This window comes from Pedobacter roseus (assembly GCF_014395225.1).
Lineage (GTDB): Bacteria > Bacteroidota > Bacteroidia > Sphingobacteriales > Sphingobacteriaceae > Pedobacter > Pedobacter roseus.
The window spans coordinates 2,013,430-2,034,256 of sequence record NZ_CP060723.1 but is presented as its reverse complement, the minus strand read 5'-3'; the positions used below and the strand labels follow the sequence as shown (position 1 = coordinate 2,034,256).

Annotated in this window: 13 protein-coding genes; 7 read left to right on the top strand and 6 right to left on the bottom strand. The window is 39.1% G+C overall.

The genetic code is table 11. From position 1 onward, the window contains the following. Positions 1-16: 16 nt before the first annotated feature. From H9L23_RS08365 to H9L23_RS08355, 3 genes are all read right to left on the bottom strand, one after another. A complete protein-coding gene (locus H9L23_RS08365; protein WP_187594525.1) occupies positions 17-1,756 on the bottom strand; it encodes a RagB/SusD family nutrient uptake outer membrane protein in 1,740 nt (579 codons plus the stop codon). A gap of 4 nt (positions 1,757-1,760) precedes the next feature. Then, on the bottom strand, positions 1,761-4,946 hold the full coding sequence (locus H9L23_RS08360) for a SusC/RagA family TonB-linked outer membrane protein (RefSeq protein ID WP_187594524.1): 3,186 nt from the start codon (positions 4,944-4,946) through the stop codon (positions 1,761-1,763). A 168-nt stretch (positions 4,947-5,114) separates the two neighbouring features. After that, complete coding sequence (locus H9L23_RS08355) at positions 5,115-5,255, bottom strand: hypothetical protein (RefSeq protein WP_187594523.1); 141 nt, start codon at positions 5,253-5,255, stop codon at positions 5,115-5,117. A gap of 214 nt (positions 5,256-5,469) precedes the next feature. Between H9L23_RS08355 and H9L23_RS08350 the strand changes: the two genes are divergently transcribed. Continuing rightward, a complete protein-coding gene (locus H9L23_RS08350) occupies positions 5,470-6,438 on the top strand; it encodes a LacI family DNA-binding transcriptional regulator (protein WP_187595441.1) in 969 nt (322 codons plus the stop codon). A gap of 193 nt (positions 6,439-6,631) precedes the next feature. Here the strand turns inward: H9L23_RS08350 and H9L23_RS08345 are convergent, their stop codons facing one another. Beyond that, entirely contained in the window at positions 6,632-7,864 is a 1,233-nt protein-coding gene (locus tag H9L23_RS08345; RefSeq protein ID WP_187594522.1) for an MFS transporter, read from the bottom strand. Positions 7,865-8,034: 170 nt separating this feature from the next. On the opposite strand from H9L23_RS08345, the gene H9L23_RS08340 reads away from it, so the two are divergent. Continuing rightward, on the top strand, positions 8,035-8,478 hold the full coding sequence (locus H9L23_RS08340; protein ID WP_025146644.1) for a MarR family winged helix-turn-helix transcriptional regulator: 444 nt from the start codon (positions 8,035-8,037) through the stop codon (positions 8,476-8,478). 45 nt (positions 8,479-8,523) lie between these two features. After that, positions 8,524-9,360: an MBL fold metallo-hydrolase gene (locus H9L23_RS08335; protein ID WP_187594521.1), complete on the top strand. Its 837-nt coding sequence runs from the start codon at positions 8,524-8,526 to the stop codon at positions 9,358-9,360. Positions 9,361-9,703: 343 nt separating this feature from the next. Here H9L23_RS08335 and H9L23_RS08330 read toward each other — a convergent pair whose 3' ends face one another. Then, positions 9,704-10,216 (bottom strand): glutathione peroxidase, encoded by a 513-nt coding sequence (locus H9L23_RS08330; RefSeq protein WP_025146646.1) that lies wholly within the window; start codon positions 10,214-10,216, stop codon positions 9,704-9,706. 426 nt (positions 10,217-10,642) lie between these two features. Between H9L23_RS08330 and topA the strand changes: the two genes are divergently transcribed. Then, the gene (topA, locus tag H9L23_RS08325; protein ID WP_187594520.1) at positions 10,643-13,207 is read left to right on the top strand and encodes a type I DNA topoisomerase; all 2,565 of its coding nucleotides are present in this window, start codon (positions 10,643-10,645) and stop codon (positions 13,205-13,207) included. A gap of 92 nt (positions 13,208-13,299) precedes the next feature. Next, positions 13,300-13,704: a hypothetical protein gene (locus H9L23_RS08320; RefSeq protein WP_187594519.1), complete on the top strand. Its 405-nt coding sequence runs from the start codon at positions 13,300-13,302 to the stop codon at positions 13,702-13,704. Between the two features lie 247 nt (positions 13,705-13,951). Here the strand turns inward: H9L23_RS08320 and H9L23_RS08315 are convergent, their stop codons facing one another. After that, the gene (locus H9L23_RS08315; RefSeq protein WP_187594518.1) at positions 13,952-14,374 is read right to left on the bottom strand and encodes a nuclear transport factor 2 family protein; all 423 of its coding nucleotides are present in this window, start codon (positions 14,372-14,374) and stop codon (positions 13,952-13,954) included. Between the two features lie 213 nt (positions 14,375-14,587). On the opposite strand from H9L23_RS08315, the gene H9L23_RS08310 reads away from it, so the two are divergent. Then, entirely contained in the window at positions 14,588-20,179 is a 5,592-nt protein-coding gene (locus H9L23_RS08310) for an alpha-2-macroglobulin family protein (protein WP_187594517.1), read from the top strand. A gap of 205 nt (positions 20,180-20,384) precedes the next feature. Further along, entirely contained in the window at positions 20,385-20,798 is a 414-nt protein-coding gene (locus H9L23_RS08305; RefSeq protein ID WP_187594516.1) for a hypothetical protein, read from the top strand. The last annotated feature ends 29 nt before the right edge of the window (positions 20,799-20,827 follow it).

The following is a 20,827-nucleotide window of genomic DNA, read 5'->3' as shown; positions in this document are numbered from 1 at the left end:
TATATGATTAAATCAACTATTCCCAGCCCGGATTTTGTGTTAAGGCTCCTTTACTTTTATATATCTCTGCTCTGGGGATTGGGTAAAGATTTTGTGCCTCTGTCCAGCTTTTTTGAAAGGTTGGGCCAAGCACTATTAGCGTGTAGGTAAAACTACCATTGGTATTCTTCACCACATCCATACCTTTCATAGGGATAGCGATGGTTTGTGAGCCGATTTTCCAGCGCATAATATCATACCAGCGGTGATCTTCAAAAGCCAACTCTATAGCACGCTCGTGGCGGATAGCTATACGCATTTCATCCTGAGTCATGTTATCTTTAAGTCCATAACCATAAGTACCTGCACCCTGCGAAATCCCTGCACGTTTACGAAGGGCCACAAGCTGTGCATAAACGCTTGCATCAGGTCCAACAGCCTCATTCTGTGCTTCTGCATAATTCAGTAATATTTCGCCATAACGGAAATACAGGTAATTCAGTAGTGTTGTACTTCCGCCAACAGTCCTGTACACTTCAGGCCAATATTTTTTGCAATAATAACGCGTTGCGGTGTACGTAATGGTTGTACTGTAATCTTTACCGTATGATACTTTACCGGTAGCATCTGTGGTGGTCCACATTTCGATTTTTCTACCCTGCCATGCTAAATCGTTGTAAATAATGTTGTTGTAAAAACGTGGCTCACGGTTTAAATAGGGCTTTTGCGGATCGTAACCAGAAGTAGGATCGGTTATGGCTTTACCATTGGCCATTTCGTACATATCTACGTGGTTTTGAGTAGGATTCATCTGTCCCTGAGCACCACCGGAACCAGGCGACATCGAAAAATCCTGCATCATCTCTCCAGCTAAAGGAGTTGGTCCTTTGATCCGCATCATGATATATTCTGGTGAGTTTGGAAGATTTAACAAATCGCCATAAGTGGCTTGTAGCGAATACGCTTGTTTAGCCAAACCATCAACGCCTTTCATTACTTCGGCAGCAGCAGTAGCAGCAGCCTGCCATTTGGTTTTATCGTTATTTGGATTATTTAACGGACTTGCAGCATACAATAATACGCGTGCTTTTAATGCCAGCGCAGCACCTAGTGTTGGGCGGCCATAATTAGAAGCACCATAATCCGTATCAGTACCCAGTTTGGTAAGTGCAACTTCAATATCTTTTAGGATAAAATCAGTTACCTGAGCAAAAGAACTTCTTGGTATACTGTTCATATCATCGGTAACCGCATACACTTTATCTATAATGGGTACGCCACCAAACCTTTTGGTTAACTCAAAATAAGATAAGGCACGCAGGAAACGCATTTCGCCTTCTACACGTTTGGCATCAAAAATTGGAACGGAAGCATTTGGAGATGGAGGTACCTCTCCTATCCTGGCCAACATTTTATTTTCTACCGCAATGCCGGCATACATCAGTTTCCATACGCCATAAATGTCGTTTAACGATGGTCCGTTAGAATGATCATGGTATAAACCTCTGTTTAAGGAAGTTACCGAACCCTCGGAATTTCCCGAAACTGCCTCGTCAGAAGCCTGAGCAGTACAACCACGGTGATCGTTAAAACGCACATATTTGGTAATTACATAATTATAGGCGTTATCTGCAAACCTTGCGGCCAATGCCGGATCTGCAAAAATTTCATCCTCACTAATGGCAACCCCTGGCGTACGTTCTAAATAATCTTTTTTACAAGAAAAAGAGATGAGTGTTAATAAAAGAATTGCTGTAAATATTTTATAATTTTTCATTGTCTTAGAATTGAACGTTTAAACCAAAATTGTAAACCTTTGATGTTGGATAAATCGATTGCAATGGAAATGCAGTATTAATGGTGTTTACGTTTTCAGGATCTGTATAAAATTTATACTTCGTCCAGGTGTAAAGATTCTGCCCCTGTACAAAAACCCTCACATTGCTTAACTTCAATGCTGTGGCCCACTCTTTAGGTAAGTTCCACGCAAATTCTACGTTTCTGATTTTTAAATAAGAAGAATTCTGTAAAGTGAAATCGTTTAAAGCATAGTTTAAAGATGCTGTTCCTCGTGCATGTATAACCGGCCAGGTTGCGGTTGCTGCAGTTGCAGGTGTCCAGGAATCGAGCATAAAAGGATACATTTGCTGCCCGTTATTCTGTTCGTTCAGAATCACATTTGAACTTACGTTTCCAACGCCCTGGAATAATACAGAAAGCGAAAATCCTTTGTACAAAACACGTGGACTAAAGCTATACACGTACTCAGGAGTATTGGTATGGCCAATAGCTTTTTGATCTAAACTGGTAATGATACCATCACCATCTAAATCTTTAAATTTTAAATCTCCCGGGATCGGTGAATAACCCTGTAATTTTGGAGAAGCGGCAATATCGGCTGCCGATTGGAAGAAACCATCTGTTGCATATCCAAAAAACTGGCCAACACTGGTGCCTTTTCTTACCAATGAAGGTGGCAGACCATCTGGTTCATCATTTTCTACAATTCTGTTTTTAGCATAACTCAACTGGGCATTAAGGCCAAGCGTTACACTTCCAACCTGTTTTTGATAATCAAGCTCAACCTCGTAACCTTTGTTATAAACGATTCCTTTGTTGAAATTTGGATAGGTATGTCCATAAAGGGCAGAACCACTTAAAGATGGCGTTAAGATATCTCTTCTGGTTTCGTCGAATAAATCAACTGTTACTCTTAAGTTATCTTTAAATAAACGCGCTTCAAAACCTATGTTACGTTTAGTGCCAGTTTCCCATGTTACTATCGGGTTTCCCAGATCATTTCCGGTTGCACCAAAAAACTGTGGATCCCTGATCAGAATGGTTGGATAATTGGTAATGGAATTTGGATTTCCGAATGGCGCTACCTGACCACCTGCTGTGGTAGTGGTATAAGTAGAATAACTGGTTAAGAATAAGAAACGGCTATCCGAAATCCTGTCGTTACCAACTAAACCATAACTACCCCTGATTTTTAAATAAGATAGAATATCATTCTTTTTCCAGAAGGGCTCATTGGTTAATGTCCACCCTGCCGATACTGCCGGGAAGAAACCATAACGCAAGCCCTGGGCAAAATTTTCTGACCCATTGTAAGAAGCATTGAACTCCGCAAAATAACGTTCGTTATAATTATAGGCTACGCGGCTGGCAATACCTTGTGATGCTTTTGGAGGAGCGGTAAATGCGGTGGTACCTGTTGATTTAATCAACTGCCTTGTACCCAATAATAAGGCACTAACATTGTGTTTTCCAAAATCGCGGTTATAATCAAAGCCCGCTTGTAGATTCATATTGGTACTTCCTTCAGTTACACCGCCATCTTGTACGGCACCTAAAGGCTCATCACGGTTGCGCGTATCAGTTGATAAAGTAGCTTCGCCAGTAGCCGGATTATACACATAAGCAGCCCAGTTGGCATTTCTTCTTTCGGTATTGTTATAATAAGAATCGTAACCAAATACTGTTTTAAAGCCTAATCCTTTAGTAATGAAACCTAATTTGTAATTCAGGTTAAATGTACTTTCAATGGTGTTATTATCATCGTTACGTGTTCCAAAACGTGTTAAAACCGCGTAAGGATTCCAGATATTGGTACCCACATTCGGGTTGGCCGTTATCCTCCCATCGGGTAAAGTTACCGGATAGGCATAAGCCGGAACCTGCAGAATACGCGAAATCATTCCTTCAATCGTATCGTAAGAGAAGGCAGAAGAAGACCTTAAACCTGCAGGCTGATAACGATCGGCAAAACGCCCGCCCAATTTAATCCCAACGGTAAAGTCTTTATTCAGGGTTAAATCTACGTTCGAACGGAAATTATAACGGTTATAATTTGGAACTGTATTAATGCCGTAAGGGGAATCGAACTTCTTGAAAATCCCGTCCTGAAAAGCATAACCAGCTGAAACAAAATATTTCGCAATTTTTGTTCCACCGGTGATGTTGATGTTGTGCTGTGTTTGTGAATAATATTTTTTGGTTAAATAATCAAACCATTGCACATCAGGATAACCGATCGGGTCTGATTTATCCCTGAATTTCTGTATCTCCGCATCAGTAAAAAATGCAGGTTTACCATCATTCAGGTAAGATTGATTTAACAGAGTGGCACTTTCCAAAGCCGGAAGCCCAACAGCTAAACCTGTATAGGTTTGCAGCGCATAATTGCCTGTATAAGTAACTTTTGGTGCACCAATTTTACCTTGTTTGGTTGTTACCACAATAATACCATTGGCACCACGGATACCATAAATGGCTGTAGAAGCTGCATCTTTTAATACCGTTATGGTTTCTATTTCGCTGGCATCCACATCAGAGAAACTCGGACGTTCAACCCCATCAACCACTACAATAGCAGCATTATTAGCACCATAAGTGGCTACCCCCCTAACTTTTAACTGGGCACCATCTGCACCCGGCTGGCCACTGGTTTGTACGGCCAATAAACCCGGCAAACGACCTATTAAACTATTGGTTGGGTTTGGTGTAGGCGACTTCATGATCTCTTCAGAGTTGATTTGTGCAATGGCTCCGGTTAAGGTAGATTTTTTCTGTGCACCATAACCAACCACTACAACTTCATCCAAACCCTGAGAATTATCTTCGAGCACAATGGTTAAGCTACTTTTGCTATTTACAGCAACCTCTTTGTTAATGTATCCAATATAGGTAAAGCTTAATGTCGCATTTTCTGCAGCCTTAATTGAAAATTTACCGTCATTATCGGTTACTGCTCCTATTGTGGTGCCTTTAACCCTTACACTTACGCCTGGCAAGGTAATTCCTTTACTATCTTTTACCGTACCGGTTACAGTACCCTGTGCATAAGCAGTAGAGGAAGAGCTGATCAGAAAAAAGAAAGTTAAGATATAAAGCACTCTAGCCCATTGAATTTTCTCAAATCCAATGCAGGTAAAAGTCTTCTTCAAATTGTAAAGTCTATCCATAATTGTTATAAAAAACTAAATCTATCCGGTTAAAATTTAATGTTTAGGTAATAGTCAGACAGGTAGATTTACATGGGTAAATCCATTAAGTCCATTCAAAATGTGTATATCATATTGCCTTTCGGGAGTCAGATCGGCGTGGTAGAAGAAGACAGGGTTTAGTTTGCTTTAAGCATCCTGGGGATTGTACGATTTTGTTTTGAAAGCGTAACATTTTGGAGGCAAAGCGAAATTCGTTCCTCCATCTAATCTTGATACTCCGGTAAAAGCCCTTTTTAAACTGAAGCAAGTGTGAGATGATTTCATCATGTTTATTTGGTTAGTTTGTGTTAGTGGTAACGAATTTAGAAAAGCTAAAAAGATTAAAACGTTTTAAAATAGTCCAAAAGGCAATAAAATCGATTGAAACTACATTTCAAACGTTTGAAATAATTCCATTTTTTTTCTTAACTATGCATTGAGATTGGAAAAGATGACGAACAACACCCCTGTTACACTCAAGTTCTTGGCTGAAAAGTTAAAGATGTCAGTATCAACAGTATCAAAAGCCCTTAATAACTACCCCACCATTAACGAATACACTAAGAAGCGGGTACAGGAAATGGCCCGCGATCTGCATTTTACCCCAAATAAATCGGCCATTAACTTAAAGGAAAAAAAATCGCGTATTATTGGTATTATCTTACCCAACCTTTTAGATCATTTTTTTACACGCAGCATTTATGGCGTAGAGCAGTTTGCTACACAAAACGGATATAATGTGATCATCAGTCAATCGCATGATGACCTGGAAAAAGAAATACAATCTGCAAATATGTTGCTCAGAAGCCGTGTTGACGGTTTAATCGTAGCGATATCGAAACATACACAGGATTTTGCCCATCTGGATCAGTTCGAAAACATGGGTATCCCGGTAGTTTATTATACCCGTAATCCGAGCTTCAATTTAAGCTGCCATAAAGTATTGGGCAATACCTTCCAGGGCTGTTACCAGGCAACCAAATTTTTGATCGACAGAGGTCATAAGAAAATCGCTTATTTAGGCGGACCGAAAATGATCAATTTTACACATGATCGCTTTAACGGTTATATTAATGCATTAAAAGATAACCAGGTGCCTTTTTCAGCTGAATTAGTGGCTTATACCGATTTTGATAAAGAAAATACAGTTTCGGCAATTAAGAACTTATTTGCCAACCCGGAAAATATGCCAACAGCTCTTGTTGCTTTTAAAGAGCCTATTTTATTCGATGCCATCAAATACCTGAGATCGATCAACCACCCTAAATTTAACGAAATCGAGTGTATCGGTTTTGGCAATACCTCGTTTATCAGCTACCTCGATTCTCCACCTATTGCCTCAATAGAAGAAAATCCTGAATCGGTAGGCGAAAACGCAATAAAACTATTGCTTCAGCTGATCAATAAAGAAATCGATATTCAGAACTACCAAAAAGTAATGGTAGATTGTAAGTTGATTGTGCACGGGTAAAGCGATGAGCGCCTTGCGTTCGGCGTGTGGCACTTTAAACTATTCTATTAAAGTATTTCTTTTCTGCGCAATCTGTGGGAAAAACTATGCACCAAATCTTAATGTCTCTTAACTCCTTAATGGTAAAAAAAACCTTATTATAATTATTCAGCATTAAGTAGTTGAGATAATTAATATAAACTTACTTTATGGTCTAACTGCCAAATAATGAAAACTTATTCTTCAACTGATTGCGACGGTTTTCATTATACACAAACGCTGCTACAATTAATAAACCGGCAACACCTTCAAAAGCCACAACCACTTGCGTGCCGAAAAGATGTGCCAAATAACCCATTAATAAACTTCCGATCGGCAATACCCCCTGATAGGCCATGATATAATAACTTAAGGTCCTGCCCCTCATCACATCATCAGCATGAGTTTGAAGATAAGTATTGATAGATGAAGTTTGTGCCATTAAACCCAGTGCCGCTAATCCGGTACAGATTAAAGCCAATATTAACGATGGCGATATGGCCAGTGCAACTACTGATATGGCCAATAAAATCCCCGACATCATCACGATTTTCTGCAGGCTCTGACCTGCTTTTAAAGTGGCCATATAAATGGCTCCAAAAAACGCCCCAAATCCGGCCGCACTTTCAAACCAGCCAAAAGTTGTTGCATTACCGTTAAATATATCTTTCGCAAACACAGGAAGTAAAGTGGTAAATGGAATGACTAATAAACTCGAAGCAGCCATCATCAGCACCATAGAGGCCAGATCAGGAGATGATTTCAAATAATCATAACCCTTTTTAAGATCAATCCAGATATTTTCTTTAGATTTTTGATGTTCAGTCAGTTTTAATTTCATCATCACCATACAGCCCAGCACCGCGATAAAACTGACAAAGTTGATCAGAAAACAGATATCCTCGCCCAAAGTACTCAAAATTACCCCTGCCAGTGCCGGCCCGATCAGCCTTGCCGCATTAAACATCGAAGAGTTAAGCGCAATGGCATTTGGTAAATCTTCTTTATCATCAATTAAATTTACCATTAACGATTGTCGTGCCGTTACGTCAAAGGCATTCACTAATCCCTGAACCAGCGAGAGCGCCGCGATCCAGAACATATCGTACACTTTAAACCAGATCATTAAAGCCAGTGCACCTGCTTGTAGCATCAGGATGACCTGGGTAATCACCAAAATTTTATACTTGTTATGCCTGTCAACATAACTCCCTGCGTAAGGTGCAAGCACCAATGAAGGGATTAAACTTAAAAAAGTAATCAGCCCCAATAAAAATGCTGAACCTGTTAAACGGTAAACTAACCAGCTGATGGCTACGCGCTGCATCCATGTACCAATTAATGAAATAGCCTGACCTGTGAAAAATAACCTGTAATTATAATGCCTTAGCGAACGAAAAATACTCATGTTTAAAATAGTAAAGTAACTTTACAAATTTATAAAAATTTACCCAAACCTTAAAACCAAAAAACCTTACTTTTATCACTTAAAAATCATAAATTAAAGATTTCATGAAATTATGTTGAGTTTTGATAAAAAATAAAAGCTTATATTTGTAAAGTTTATTTACCATTAATATGCCCACTCAAACACAAGAGATTGCAGCCAGATTAAGAAGTACAGTTACCCGGCTAACCCGCCAGTTGCGCAGACAGAACGTAAGTTCGGAGTTTAGCAATGCCGAGCTGTTAACCATGTCGCTACTCGAACAACACGGCAAAATGTTATCGACAGAGCTTGCTGATATGGAAAGGGTATCTAAACAGGCCATTTCGCAGATCATTAACCGTTTATTTGATGCAAAATGCGTGGAGCGTTTTCCAAGCGAAGAAGATAAACGCAAAATATTTATCGGTTTAACCAAACTGGGCGAAAAACACATTATTGCCAGTAGAAAAATTAAAGAAGAATGGCTGGCACAAACATTGGAAAAAATATTTTCTTCTGAAGAGATCAACCTGATACAGGCTTTCCTCCCACTCCTTTCGCGCCTGGTAGAACACAACGGAACAAGAATATAGTTTTACTTTTTCGTTCGCCAAATAAGCCTTATCTTGCAGGAGAATATGGCATTATATTTTACATCAATAAATTCGGGGAGTAACGGTAACTGTTACTATGTGGGGAACGATAACGAAGCCGTTTTGGTTGATGTTGGCCTCACCTGCAAAGAAGTGGAAAAGCGCATGGAACGCCTTGGCTTATCGGTAAATAAGGTGAAGGCAATTTTTATCTCTCACGAACACAGCGACCATATTAAAGGTTTAGCTGTTTTTGCAAAAAAGCACAAACTTCCGGTTTACATCAGTACACCTACCTTAAAAAGCAGCCGGCTTTTGCTCGACTCCAATAATACGTTTCCACTAAACCACCTCCAAAACATCCAGATCGGAAATTTAAAAATCTCCGCATTTTCTAAATTTCATGATGCTGCAGATCCTTACAGTTTCACGGTAGAATGTAATGATGTTAGGGTTGGGGTATTTACCGATATTGGTGCAGTATGCGACCGCTTGATTACGCATTTTAAAAATTGCCACGCCGCATTTTTAGAGGCAAATTACGATACCGATATGTTGCAGAATGGCCGTTATCCTTATTTCTTGAAACGAAGGATTATGGGCGGTCACGGTCACTTAAGCAACATGCAGGCCTTGGAGCTTTTTATGAACCATAAACCTGAATACATGAGCCACTTGTTACTGAGCCATTTATCGAAAGACAATAACGATCCGGAACTGGTTGAAAGCTTATTTAAAAGCGTTGCGGGCGATACTTTTGTAAAAGTAGCTTCGAGATATGAAGAAACCGAACTTTATTATGTTGGAGTCAATCAAAATACAACAGTTTCCTATACATTTGATCCCAGTCTTTATCAGCCAGAGCAGCTTAACCTGTTTTAACATCAAAAAGTCAAAAACAAACTGCCTTTTTGTTACAAAGCCATTTATTTTAAGTGTTTGATGCCTATCGAGCCCAAAAAGCATATAGTTTGATCTAAAAAATTAAAATAATTTCAATTTTCCGAAAACATTTTATTTATACAGGGGTTATATATACACTTCATAAATAGTTTGTTTGGTTTAATTGGGGCTTATGGATTTAAGCCCCTTTCTCTTGCCCAGAATTTTCCAATCAGCTAATATATAATGTATAAAAAAAGGCAAAATAGCTAAACCACTTTACCTTTTAATATTTGAAGAAGCAAAAGATTATTCCCTCTTACATTTTCCATTTTATACCTTTCTACAGGTTTTTAACAATCACTTCGTCTGTAGGTTTTGTTTTAGAACGGAAACGGTGTACCAACTCTCCTTTTTCGTTAATCAAAAATTTCTCAAAATTCCATTTAATATCACCTTGCTCTTCGGTATTGGTTTGCGAGGTTAAATATTTAAACAATGGACTGATGTCATCTCCTTTAACGCTGCTTTTTTCGGCCAGCAAAAACGAAACATTGTATTTTCCGGTACAAAACTCTTTAATCTCGGCATTGGTAGAAAATTCCTGTCCACCAAAATTACCTGCCGGAAAACCGATCAACACGACTTTGTTGCCATATTGTTTCTGAAGTTTTTCCAGATCTTCATACTGTGGTGTAAAACCGCATTTAGATGCTGTGTTAACAATTAAGATTTTTTTGCCTTTAAATTTAGAAAGTTTGATTTCCTTACCATCAATGGTTTTAAAGCTGAAATCGTAAACATTTTTTGGTGGCGACACCAATAAGTTTAATAAGATTAGAATTGTGCTGATCATCGTCGTTTTTATTTTATATACGAATATAAGTACAAATCGGTTGCTTTGATGTAATGTGGCTGTAAATTATGTGATGGAAGATGTAAAAGGTAAGCTGGAATTAACCGAACCCCTGTTTATAAACCTGATAAAGCGGAAAGCCCGGAGCGCAGCGAGGACTTGAAGCGATAGCAGGACTGCTCGCTGCCACTATAACAGAACCTTGCCTTTCCAAAACAATATATTAACAAGGAACTGGTTGCTCCCCATATAAACCTTGCAGGTTTTAAAAACCTGCGAGGTCTTATACAGAAGATTAAAACCCGATTAAAATCACCTGATAAACCAACATAGTTTACTAACATTTAATAAAAAAATCGTATAAAAATCCACTCAGGTTTGGATTTATGCTTTAATTATAGCTTTATTTGCACAAAAACGTATTTCATGGCCAAAAATTTATTAATCGTCGAGTCACCCGCAAAAGCTAAAACTATAGAAGGATACCTGGGAAAAGATTTCCTGGTGAAATCAAGCTATGGCCATATCAGGGATTTAGTGAAAGGCGATATGGCGATTGATATTAAAAATAATTTTGCCCAAACCTATGAGGTACCTGCCGACAAGAAAAATGTCGTCGCCGAATTGAAAAAACTAGCTAAGGAAGCCGAAATGGTATGGCTGGCATCCGATGAAGACCGTGAGGGAGAAGCCATTTCCTGGCACTTATTCGAAACTTTAGGCCTGAAAGTAGAGAAAACAAAACGTATTGTTTTTCATGAGATTACCAAACCCGCCATTTTAAAAGCGATTGAAAGTCCACGTGGAATCGATTATAATTTAGTAAATGCACAACAGGCTCGCCGTGTATTGGATAGATTGGTTGGTTTCGAACTTTCTCCCGTTTTATGGAAAAAAGTAAAACCATCACTTTCTGCAGGTCGTGTACAATCTGTTGCAGTACGTTTAATTGTAGACAGAGAAAGAGAAGTTTTAAACTTTAATGCAGCTGCTGCCTATAAAATTACCGCACAATTTTCTACAGGTAAAGGAAAAGAAATGGTTAAGGCAGAATTGCCGCAACGTTTTGAAAGCGAAGCAGATGCAGAAAAATATCTTCAGGACTGTATAAATGCTAAATTCGATATTACGAGTTTAGAAACGCGCCCGGCAAAACGCAATCCGGCTGCTCCTTTTACTACTTCAACCCTGCAGCAGGAAGCTTCGAGAAAATTAGGTTTTTCGGTGGCCAGAACCATGCAGGTGGCACAAAGACTGTACGAAGCAGGTAAGATTACCTACATGAGAACAGACTCTTTAAACTTATCAGAAACGGCTTTAAATGCTGCCGCTGCAGAGATTAAATCTGCTTATGGAGATAAATACCACCAACACCGCGTTTATAAAACAAAATCAGCTGGTGCACAAGAGGCTCACGAAGCCATCCGCCCTACTTATTTCGACAGACACACTGTAGACGGGGATATTTCAGAGAAACGTTTGTACGACCTGATCTGGAAACGTGCGATTGCCTCGCAGATGAGCGAAGCATTATTCGAAAAAACCACTGCTCAAATCACAGCTTCAACCCGAAAAGAGCATTTGGTGGCTGAAGGTGAAGTATTAAAATTCGATGGTTTCTTAAAAGTTTATCTGGAATCGACTGACGATGAAGAAACTGAAGAAAAAGAAGGTGGTGCAATTTTGCCTCCTTTAGCCAAAGGGCAAGAATTATTTTTAAAAGAAATGCAGGCTACGGAACGTTACTCACGTCCGCCAGCAAGATATACAGAGGCCAGTTTGGTTAAAAAACTAGAAGAACTGGGTATTGGCCGTCCATCTACTTATGCACCGACCATTTCTACGGTACAAAACCGTGGTTATGTGGTAAAAGAAGACAGGGATGGTAAACCACGTAAATTTACATCTATCGTTTTAGCCGATGGACAGGTAAAAAAAGAAATTAAATCGGAAATTACCGGGGCAGAAAAATCGAAACTCTTCCCTACCGATATTGGTGAGGTGGTAAACGATTTCTTAGTGGAACATTTTAAAGGTATCGTCGATTTTAACTTTACCGCTAAAGTGGAAAAGGAATTTGACGAAATTGCGCAAGGTTTACAGGAGTGGACCAAAATGCTGCACTCTTTTTATAATCCTTTCCATAGCGAAGTAGAAACTACCTTAGAAACCGCTGAACGCGCTACAGGTGAGCGTTTATTGGGCTTAGATCCTGCAACAGGTAAAAATGTATACACTAAAGTAGGTAAATTTGGACCATTGGTTCAGATAGGTGAGCTTGATGAGGAAGAAAAGCCACGTTATGCCAGTTTAATGCGTAATCAATCGGTGGCTACCATTACTTTAGATGATGCATTGGAATTGTTTAAACTTCCTTTCCAATTGCCTGATTTTGAAGGTAAAGAGGTAATGATTGGCGTAGGCCGCTTCGGGCCTTATGTTAAATGGGGCGAAAGTTTTATTTCACTTCCTAAAAATGAGGAACCTTTATCGGTAACTTATGATAGAGCGGTTGAAATTATCAAACAGAAAATGGATGATGATGCACCAATTGCACATTACGAAGGTTTAGGCGTAACAAAAGGTAAAGGCCGTTTCGGTCCTTTTATTAAATGGAACGACCTGTTTATTAATATACCTGCAAAAGGATATGATTTCGACAATTTATCACAGGAAGATATCAATACTTTAATCAGCAAAAAAGTAGAAAAAGAAGCCAACCGCTTTATTAAAACCTGGGATGCTGAAAAAATTTCTATTGAAAATGGCCGCTGGGGACCGTTTATCCGTTTTGGCAAATTGATGCTTAAATTGAGATACAACGAGGCTACCAAACAAAAATATACACCAGAAGAACTGGTTGATATTGATTTAGAAGTGGTGAAGAAAATGATTGTAGAACAGGTGCCAAATGCTTTCGAAACAAAGAAAAAGGCTCCTGCAAAGAAAAAAGCAGTACCCGCTAAAAAGGCAGTAGCGAAGAAGAAATAAAGCGAAGATTTTAGGATGATAGGATTACTATTCAATAATCCTATCATTCGAAATTCATTATTTTACACCGTACGATTAAACAATTAACCCAATTGAAGGCAGATTTACCAGAAAATACAGTTGAAGATATTGCAATGGCCGTGGTATTAATGGGCGAAACGCCAGAAGCCAGCAGCTGGACCGTTTACCTTGTTAATTTAAAAAATGAGCCAATCACCAACGTATTGATCAGCTCAAAAGGTTATGGTGAAAAAGATGGCAAGCCGGTAAAAACTTCAGTTTTAAGACATTTCGTTGGCGATATGGAGGCCAATTCCTTTGCCGGGGTAGAAGCTATAGATCCTGAAGTTTTTGGTTTAACCAACGAATACTGGCTTAGTTATTACATCGGCAGCACCATTTACGACAAAAAGTTTATTTTCCTGCCGGAAAGCATTATCGATTCCAATCTGATTAAAATCCCGTTGGTGAATAGACCGGGGGTGATGATTAAATAATTTGGGGGTTTGGAGTGGTGAGTTCGGAGTTATCCCTCATAGATTCTAAGTATATAACTTTAGTACTTCCGCTAGTTCTACATCCAAAACTTAAAACTGCAACCTAACCTAAGGCACCTTAACCGTATTCCGGGTTCTGCATCCAGAACTGAAAACTCCAAACTCCAAACTCAACTAAGGCACCTTAACCGTATTCCGGGTTCTGCATCCAGAACTGAAAACTCCCAACTGCAAACTCCAAACTCGACTAAGGCACTTTAACCGCTTGTCTGCCAAGCAATTTCCAGCCTGATTTTTCTTTACTCCAGATTAAAAGAATATACAGTTTTACATTTCCTGGAACATTTTTATCATTCGTTTTAGCATTCAGAGTATGTCTAACCAAGGCCGTTTTATTCTGAATAATAACCGATTGATCTGTTAAATTGATATCTACAAAATCAGATTCGCCGGAAAGTAAAGAATGTAAAAACTCCTGTTTGGTTTGAATTTTCCCGCTAGAGTGACCATAGCTTAAATTATTCAGCACAATTTTATCCAAAGCGGCGCTATCAGGTGTAACCATCAGTTTGGTTAATTGGGTAACTGCATTTTCTACTTCGGCTTTCTGCGCAAAACAAAAATGTGTAGAAATTAATAAACACGAAAAAATTAAGAGTTTCCTGATCATATCTGGTTGTATTGGGTTGATCTTGTAAACTTATCCAAATCCATGCAAATGAGCAAACCATTCGCTTTAATTTTCAACATTATTTCTTTTAACGTCGATTTTAGTTAATTTTCAGATGGAATAGCGGGTTTTAGGTTTAATCATGTCAATTACGGCATAGCAATTGTGGCAACCGCAACATTATACTCCAATTTATCTTAACGAATTTCATTCATGGAACAACCATCTACCTATCAATCGTCCTCAAAAAAGAAATTTATTTTTATCGGTTTGCTCGCTATTTCAATAGCTGCAATCGTGTTTATTTATTTTAACAGGAAGAAGAAAAACCACGAAGAAAACCAGGCTTACGCAAAGTATATCGAAGCCTATACTTCCGGAACCATTTCGAAAAAGAGTTTTATCCGCGTCCACCTGGCCAATGCTGCTACGGGCATGCAGGATTTAGGCAAAGCCGACTCACGCGAACTTTTCGACTTCTCCCCTTCCATTTCAGGAAAAACCTATTGGATCGATCCGCAAACGGTAGAGTTCAGGCCTGATGAAAACCTTAAACCTGGCAAAAATTACGAAGCGACTTTCAAATTATCAGAAGTTTCTGCTACCGAAAAAGGACTCGAAGATTTCGACTTTGAGTTTAAAGTGATTACCCCGGGCATCATGCTTTCTCAAAACGGATTGGTATCGCAAAACAATACTTCCCTTGACTATATGAAACTTACAGGTGAAGTAGCTACAGCAGATGTTGAAGAAACGAGTAAAATTGAAAAAACACTTTCATTGGATTTTGATCAGAAATTAAAAATCAAATGGCAGCATGATCCGGCTAAAAATACTTCAAAATTTACCATCGATAGCATAAAAAAAACAGGTAACGACCAAAATCTAAAATTAGAATGGGATGGTGATGCCATTGATGCCGATCAAAAAGGAGAAGTGGAGGTACGCGTTCCGTCGATAAATAAATTCGAGATACTGGACATGAAAGCCATCCAGGGAGAAGAAGATTATGCCCTGGTACAATTTTCGGAACCGATTGGTGTAGGGCAGGATTTAACCGGTATGATTACGCTGGGCAACCTAAGCGATGTGAGATATACCATTGATGCCAGTCAGGTTAAAGTGTACGCTCCTGAAGAATTAAAAGGCAATTATGCATTAAGTGTAAATGCAGGGGTCGAAAATATAAATGCTAAAAAGCTAACCACCGGTAAAGTAGCCAATCTTGTTTTTGAAGATAAATTGCCATCAGTTACCATCGCGGGTGCCGGTACCATTTTACCTAATTCAGGCAAACTGGTTTTACCTTTCGAAGCGATTAATTTAAAAGCGGTTGATGTAACGGTAATTAAAATTTACGAAAATAATATCCCGCAGTTTTTCCAAACCAATAGTTACAAAGATGGTAACGAGCTGCGCAGGGTGGCGAAACCTATTTTACAGAAAACTGTACGTTTAGATGAGGATAAAGCACTAAACCTGCACAAAAAGAACCGATTTACACTCGATCTGGATAAAATGATCCGGACTGAACCTGGAGCCATGTACCGTGTTACCATTGCTTTCAGACAGGAATATAACGCTTACAATTGCAAAGCCGGAGTAGAAAAAGGCGATAGTAACGATGAAGAAAGCGAATATGGTGATGATGAAGGCTATGGTGAAAAGATTGATGAGGATGACGATTTCTGGCAGCGTTACAACAATTATTATCCATCAAATTACAGGTGGAATGATAAGGACAATCCTTGTACCCCTTCGTTCTATACCAACCAACGTTGGGCCAGCCGAAACTTAATTGCTTCAAATATTGGTTTGGTGGCCAAAAGAGGAAATGATAATTCAATGCTGATTATCGCAACAGATTTATTGACTGCTAAACCATTGAGCGGGGTTAACCTGGAACTAATGGATTACCAGAAACAGATTATATTTACCACTAAAACCGATGGTGATGGTTTTGCAAAATTTGATTTAAAACGTCAGCCTTTCTTATTAATTGCCAAGAATGGCTCTGAAAGAGGATACCTCAAACTGGATGATGGAAGTTCACTTCCGTTAAGTCGTTTCGATGTAGGTGGTGATGTGGTTCAAAGTGGCCTGAAAGGTTTTATTTATGGCGAACGCGGTGTTTGGCGCCCTGGCGATAGTTTGTTTGTTTCCTTCGTTCTGGAAGATAAACTTAAAAAGCTGCCAGCCAATTACCCGGTAACCATGGAGTTTTACAATCCAAAAGGACAATTGTATAAACGCCTCATCAATGGTAAACCCACAAATGGATTTTACACTTTCAAAACTGCTACCGAAAGTACAGCGCCTACTGGTAACTGGATGGCAAAAGTTAAAGCAGGTGGTGCTACTTTTACCAAAACTTTAAAAATTGAAACGGTAATGCCAAACCGTTTAAAAATTGATTTCAACATTGGTAACAGGGCATATTTAAGCTCAGGTACTTCTGCCGCTACCCTATCGGCCAAATGGTTGTTTGGTGCAGTAGCTCAAAATTTAAAGGCAAAGGTTGATGTGAATTTAAACACTACCGAAACCAAGTTTAAGGGTTTTGAAGGTTTCAGTTTCGATAATCCGACGGTTAACTTCGAATCGCAGTTAAAAACCATTTTTGAAGGTACTTTAAACCAGAATGGTACCGCGCAGATTAATACCAATTTAAATGAGAATAATACTGCTCCAGGTGTATTAAGGGCAAATTTCACCACAAAAGTTTTCGAACCGGGCGGTAATTTCAGTATAGATAATTTCAGTATTCCTTACCACGTGTACAATAGCTATTTAGGCATCCGTGCTGAAAAGGGCGATCGTTTAAGTGGTATGTTGGTTACCGGAAAAGAACATAAAATTGAAATCGTTAATGTAAATACCGATGGAAAATTATTGAGTGGCACCAAAACCGTTACGGTGGAATTATATAAAACCCAATGGCGCTGGTGGTGGGAACAGGATAACCAGGATACTTATGCCAACTTTACCCAAAATCAGTTTAATAAACTGGTAGAAAGCCATCAGGTTAACTTATTTAATGGCAAAGGAAGCTGGAATTTACGTGTTGATGAACCAGAATGGGGACGTTACTTGATTTTGGTGCGCGATGTAAACGGCGGCCATGTTACCGGAAAATCAGTTTATGTAGATTGGCCAGGATGGGCGCAGCGCGAGCAAGGCAGTAACCCTACTGAAGCTTCTATGCTTTCTTTCACCGCCAATAAAGAGAAATTCACTGTGGGCGAGGATATTACTTTAACTATCCCAACGGGTAAAAACGGCAGGGCACTAATCTCTATTGAAAATGGAAGCCGCGTTTTAAAAACTTTCTGGGTAGATACCAAAGCCGGACAAACGCAATTTAAGTTTAAAGCGGAGAAGGAAATGGCACCGAATGTTTTTGCCAATATTACCCTATTACAACCTCACGCACAAACGGTGAACGATTTACCAATCAGGATGTATGGTGCCATTCCACTTTCGGTAGAAGATCCGCAAACCATTTTGAAACCAACAATAAAAATGTTGGATAAAATTAAACCTGAAACGGAAAACACCATAACCGTTGGAGAGCAAAACGGCAAGGCGATGACTTATACCATTGCTTTGGTTGACGAAGGTTTACTGGATTTAACCCGTTATAAAACACCAGACCCACATGGCGCATTTTATGCCCGCGAAGGTTTGGGTGTTAAAACATGGGATTTGTTCGATTATGTTTTAGGTGCCTGGGGTGGAAATTTAGAGCGTATTTTAAGCATTGGTGGTGACGGAAGCATCAATAAAAACCTCAATCCAGCTAAAGCGAATCGCTTTCAGGCAGTAGTTAAATTTATGGGGCCATTTACCATTGGTAAAGGCGAAAGCAAAACACATAAGTTTAAATTGCCTCAATATATAGGTGCGGTGAGGGCTATGGTAGTTGCCGGACAGGATGCGGCTTATGGTTTTGCAGAAAAATCAGTTCAGGTTAAAAAACCGTTAATGGTGCTGGCTACCCTGCCAAGGGTAATTGGTCCGGGAGAAAGTTTTACATTACCTGTAACTGTTTTTGCCACAGAGAACAACCTTAAAAATGTATCCGTACAGCTTCAGGCCAGCAATTTAATTGTTCAGGGTACTAATAAACAGCAGCTTTACTATAAACAAACGGGCGAGCAGATGACTTCTTTTGAGGTAAAAGCACCGAATAACGTAGGTATTGCCAAAGTAAAAGTAATTGCGCAGAGTGGAGCTGAAAAAACAGTTTACGATGTAGAAATGGATATCCGAAATCCAAATCCTTATGTAACCAATGTAGTTTCGGCGACGGTTCAGCCACATACCAAATGGGCGGTAAACTATTTACCAATAGGAATGACGGGAACCAACTCCGGATCATTGGAAGTTTCCTCTATCCCGGCAATCAACCTGGGCAAACGATTAGGCTATCTGATCCAATATCCTCATGGTTGTATCGAACAGACTACCTCCGGTATTTTCCCTCAATTGTTCCTCGATAGATTAAGTCCGTTGAATGAACAGCAGAAAGCCACAACAGAGAAAAATATCAAAGCAGGTATAAACAGAATTAAAGGTTTCCAAACTACCGAAGGGGGTTTATCTTACTGGCCAGGCGAAGGTACTGCTGATGAATGGGGAAGTAATTACGCGGGGCATTTCCTGGTAGAAGCGCAAAATGCTGGTTATACCCTTCCTGTTGGCCTATTGGATGACTTGTTACGTTATCAAAAATCAAAAGCAGCAAACTGGGCTCCAAACAGCAACAATTTTTATGGTGGCGATTTATCTCAGGCTTACCGCTTATACATGCTGGCGCTAGCTAAAAAGCCAGAAATGGCGGCAATGAACCGGTTAAAAGCTTTTGAATATTTATCTGTTGCCGCAAAATGGCGGTTGGCAGCAGCATACAAACTTGCCGGACAAAATGATGTGGCTCAAAATATGATCAGAGGATTGGATACTTCTATTCAGGCCTACAAACAGCTGGGTGGCACGTATGGGTCTGATGTTCGTGATCAGGCCATGATTTTAGAAACCCTTACCCTACTTGGTCAGAAAGCAAAAGCAGCCAGTTTATTGCAACCTTTAGCGGCCAAGCTAGGCGAAAATACCTGGTACAGTACACAAACAACAGCTTACAGTTTATTGGCTATTGCAAAGTTCTGCGGTTCAAATCAATCGGCAAATAAATTGCAGTACCAATATGTTCTGGATGGAAAAACTGCTCCAGTAAACTCGAACCAGTACATTAATAGTACGCCTGTAACCTTTAAAGGCAATACGGCATCAGTTACCAATAATGGAAATAATGTATTGTTTGTGCGTTTGGTTTTAGAAGGACAGCCTGTTGCAGGTCAGAACAACTTCTTACCTAACCGACCTGAGGTTTTGGATATGAATGTGATTTACAAACGATTAAACGGTAAAGTTTTAGATCCAAGCATTTTAAAACAAGGCACTGATTTCTACGCAGAAGTAACGGTAAAAAATCCTGGCAGGATGGGTTATTATGAACAAATGGCGCTAACCCAAATTTTTCCATCTGGATGGGAAATAATCAATACCCGTGTTAACGATAACCAAAGTATTTTGGCCTCATCTCCATTTACTTATCAGGATATAAGAGACGACCGTGTTTTCACTTACTTTAACGTAAGAGAAGGTGAAAGTCTGGTTTATAAAGTGTTACTTAATGCTTCTTATTTGGGTAAATTTTATTTATCAGCTGTGCAATGCGAAGCGATGTATAATAATGATATTTCGGCTACAGAAGCTGGTAAGTGGGTGCAGGTGGTGAAATAGGTATATTTAACCTCGCAGGTTTTTGAAACCTGCGAGGTTTTTATTTCCATAAATAAATTATATTCATTGCTGCCAATAATGCACTAAACACTTAGATATTAGCATCGAGCCATTTCATATTTATGTCAAATAAACGAATTACTCTTTTTACCGTATGCTTTATTTCATTCATAATTCCAGTACGTGGCCAAAATGCCGAAAAAAAATGCAAAAACATGTTTTGGAACAGGCAATAATCAATAAATTATATATAGATGGAAAGTGGACACAAAGTGGTGGAACTGAAACTCATCTCAAATATTTAGGTAAAATTAAAACACAAGGCGGTCAGACATTCAAAATCATGAATTCTATATGGCTCTGGGGTTTATCACATAGGGCAACCTCTCGGATTTTAATTTTTAACAATAAAAATCAGTATATCGGAAATTATTATTTGAATTCAATCAGAGATTTACCAACTGAACTGAAAAATGGAGCATTAATATTTAAAAATTCAGATGTAGAATGTAATAAGAAGACACAAACAATAGTTAATTTCAGAAACGGAATTCCTAAACAATTTTTCAGAAAATGCAATGAAAAATCTGGTGACATTTATAGTTTTGATAAAGAATAAGATCATATGTGTCGGTATCTAATCTTTAT